The sequence below is a fragment of the Streptomyces alkaliphilus genome (assembly GCF_014141535.1).
Lineage (GTDB): Bacteria > Actinomycetota > Actinomycetes > Streptomycetales > Streptomycetaceae > Streptomyces > Streptomyces alkaliphilus.
Map to the genome: position 1 here is coordinate 1 of NZ_VKHT01000605.1, position 3,223 is coordinate 3,223.

A 3,223-nucleotide genomic window follows, 5' to 3' on the forward strand; every position below is an offset into this window, starting at 1 on the left:
CACCGGCACCCTCCTGCACGCGGCGGAACACCGGGAGCCCACCCCGTTCGCGGGTCGGCGCGTGGTCGTCCTCGGCCTCGGCAACTCGGCCGTGCAGATCGCGGCCGAACTCGCCGGCGTCGCCCGGGTCACCCTCGCCGGCCGGGGACGGATCCGCTGGACGCCGCAGCGCCCGCTGGGCCGGGACCTCCACCACTGGCTGGGCACCACCGGCCTGGACTCGCTTCCCGTCGGCCCGCTGCTGCGCACCCCGCCCCGGGGCCCGGCCACCCGTCGGCGGGGACGGAAAACCCCCGGGTCACCGGCCGGTTGGGAAAACCGCCCGCGGATTGTCGGTGGCGGAGGGTAGGGTCCGATCCCTTCCCCGATCCGGCTCCCAGGAGACAGGCATGTCCGCCGCACCGCACGAGTCCGTCCAGACTTCCGACGCCGGCGCGCCGCACCCCGCCGACGCGCACGACGTGATCCGGGTGCGCGGCGCCCGGGAGAACAACCTCCGCGACGTCTCGCTCGACATCCCCAAGCGCCGCCTGACCGTCTTCACCGGGGTCTCGGGCTCGGGGAAGTCCTCCCTGGTCTTCGGGACCATCGCCGCCGAGTCGCAGCGCCTGATCAACGAGACCTACACGGCCTTCCTCCAGTCCTTCATGTCCACCCCGGCCCGCCCGGACGTGGACGAACTGCGCAACCTCAGCGCCGCGATCGTCGTGGACCAGGAGCGGATGGGTACCAACTCCCGCTCCACCGTGGGCACGGTCACCGACGCCCACGCCATGCTGCGAATCGTCTTCAGCCGGCTCGGCTCCCCGTACGTGGGGACCTCCGGGGCCTTCAGCTTCAACCTCCCCGAGGGCATGTGCCCGGGGTGCGAGGGGCTGGGCCGGGTCTCCACCGTCGCCGTGGACGAGATCGTCGACCGCGAACGGTCCGTCAACGACGGTGCCATCACCGTTCCCGGCTTCGCCGTGGACTCCTGGTACTGGCAGATCATGGTGGCCTCGGGCTTCTTCGACCCCGCCAAGCCGGTGAGGGACTTCACCCCCGAGGAGTGGGAGGCGTTCCTGCACAAGCCGGCGGTCAAGGTCAAGGTCGGCTCCAACACCATGACCTACGAGGGGCTGATCACCAGGATCCAGCGCTCGTACCTGTCCAAGGACCGTGAGTCGATGCAGTCCCACATACGGGCCTTCGTGGATCGGGCCGTGGTCTTCACCGCCTGCCCCGACTGCGACGGCGCCCGGCTCAACGCCGCCGCCCTGTCCTCCACCATCCGGGGCGTGAACATCGCGCAGTGCTCGGCCATGCAGATCACCGATCTGGCCGAGTTCGTCCGGTCCGTCGAGGAACCGTCGGTGGCGCCGCTGATCGCCGGCCTGCGGCAGGTGCTGGAGTCGCTGGTGGAGATCGGCCTGGGGTACCTGAGCCTGGACCGCACCTCGGCGAGCCTGTCCGGGGGTGAGGCCCAACGGGTGAAGATGGTCCGCCATCTGGGGTCCAGTCTGACCGACGTCACCTATGTCTTCGACGAGCCGACCGCCGGCCTGCACCCCCACGACATCCGCCGGATGAACGACCTGCTGCGGCGTCTTCGGGACAAGGGCAACACCGTGCTGGTGGTCGAGCACAAGCCCGAGGTGATCAGGATCGCCGACCACGTGGTCGACCTCGGTCCGGGCGCCGGCACGGAGGGCGGTGAGATCCGGTACACCGGGGACGTGACGGGGCTGCGCGCCTCGGACACCCTCACCGGCCGGCACCTGGACCACCGGGCGCCGCTGCGCGAACGGGTCCGCGAGCCGCTGGGCCACGTCTCCATCACCGGCGCCGACCTGCACAACCTGAAGAACGTCTCGGTGGATGTCCCCCTGGGCGTGTTGACCGTGGTCACCGGTGTGGCGGGCTCGGGCAAGAGTTCCCTGATCCACGGCTACCTGGCGAAGCGGGACGGGGTCGTGGTCGCCGACCAGTCCCCCATCAAGGGCTCGCGACGCAGCAATCCCGCCACCTACACCGGTCTGTTGAACTCCATTCGCACGGCCTTCGCCAAGGCCAACGGCGTACGGGCGGCGCTGTTCAGCGCCAACTCCGAGGGTGCCTGCCCGCAGTGCAAGGGCATCGGTCTGATCTGGACCGATCTGGCCATGACGGCCGGGGTCGCCACGGTCTGCGAGCGGTGCGAGGGCAAACGGTTCACGCCCGAGGTGCTGGCGCACACCCTGCGCGGGAAGAACATCGCCGAGGTGCTGGAGATGTCGATCGCCGAGGCGCGGGAGTTCTTCGAGAAGGGTCAGGCCCGGGTCATCCTGGACCGGTTGGTGGATGTCGGTCTGGGGTACCTGCGGCTGGGCCAGCCCCTCAACACCCTCTCCGGCGGCGAGCGGCAGCGGGTGAAGCTGGCCGTGCACATGGCCGAGAAGTCCGCCCTGTACATCCTGGACGAGCCCACCACCGGGCTTCATCCGGCCGACGTGGACCGGCTGTTGGGGCTTTTGGACCGCCTGGTCGACGACGGCAACACGGTGGTGGTGATCGAGCACCACCTGGCCGTGATGGCGCACGCCGACCGGATCATCGACCTCGGTCCGGAGGGCGGCCACGGCGGGGGCGAGATCGTGTTCACCGGCACCCCGGCGGAGTTGATCGTCAGGGGTGACGGGCACACCGCCCGTCATCTGCGCGAGTACGTGGAGGCGGGAAACCACTGAGCCGGACGGGGGTCCCCGGGTAACGAATGGGGACGCGGATTGCCCCGGCGGGAAATCGTGGGGAAGACTGACCCGCATCCATTCCGGGGGCGGCGATCGCACACCCGCCCGAGGGCCGGAGGAGCGCAGCGCGTCCCCGGCAGAAAGTGAGGGGGCCATGGTGTTCGGTTTCTTCCGCAGGCGGCGGGCGGCGAAGGCCGCGGCGGCCGAGGCAGCGGCGGCCGAGAACCGGGCGGAGACGACGACCGGTACGGGTACCGGGTCGTCCGCCGAACCGACCGACTCCGGTGGCGGTACCGCGACCGCGACCGCCGTGGACCCGGGGGAGGACCCCGGTTCCACGGCGGTCGGGGCGGAGCCGGTGACGGTGCCGGAGCCGAGGCGTGACACGACGGAGCCGGCGGCGGCCGAGCCCGTCGCCGAACCGGAGCCGGCGCCCGTTCCGCCGGCCGAGCCCGAGCCGGTCGTGGAGGCGATGCCGGAGGCGGAACCCGCCGCCCCCATCGCCCCCATCGAGG

The 3,223-nt window shown here is 71.2% G+C and carries 1 protein-coding gene and 2 pseudogenes; all 3 read left to right on the forward strand.

From position 1 onward, the window contains the following. Positions 1-349, forward strand: a pseudogene (locus FNQ90_RS17340) (hypothetical protein); the annotation flags it as partial. Between the two features lie 40 nt (positions 350-389). Next, positions 390-2,705 carry an ATP-binding cassette domain-containing protein gene (locus FNQ90_RS17345; protein ID WP_182607219.1) on the forward strand — a complete coding sequence of 772 codons (2,316 nt, stop codon included), beginning with the start codon at positions 390-392 and terminating at the stop codon, positions 2,703-2,705. A gap of 157 nt (positions 2,706-2,862) precedes the next feature. Next, positions 2,863-3,223 (forward strand): annotated as a pseudogene (locus tag FNQ90_RS17350) (hypothetical protein); the annotation flags it as partial.

Coding starts and splice junctions, on each gene's coding strand:
- FNQ90_RS17345 (WP_182607219.1), top strand. CDS start 390: ATGTCCGCCGCACCGCACGAGTCCGTCCAGACTTCCGACGCCGGCGCG.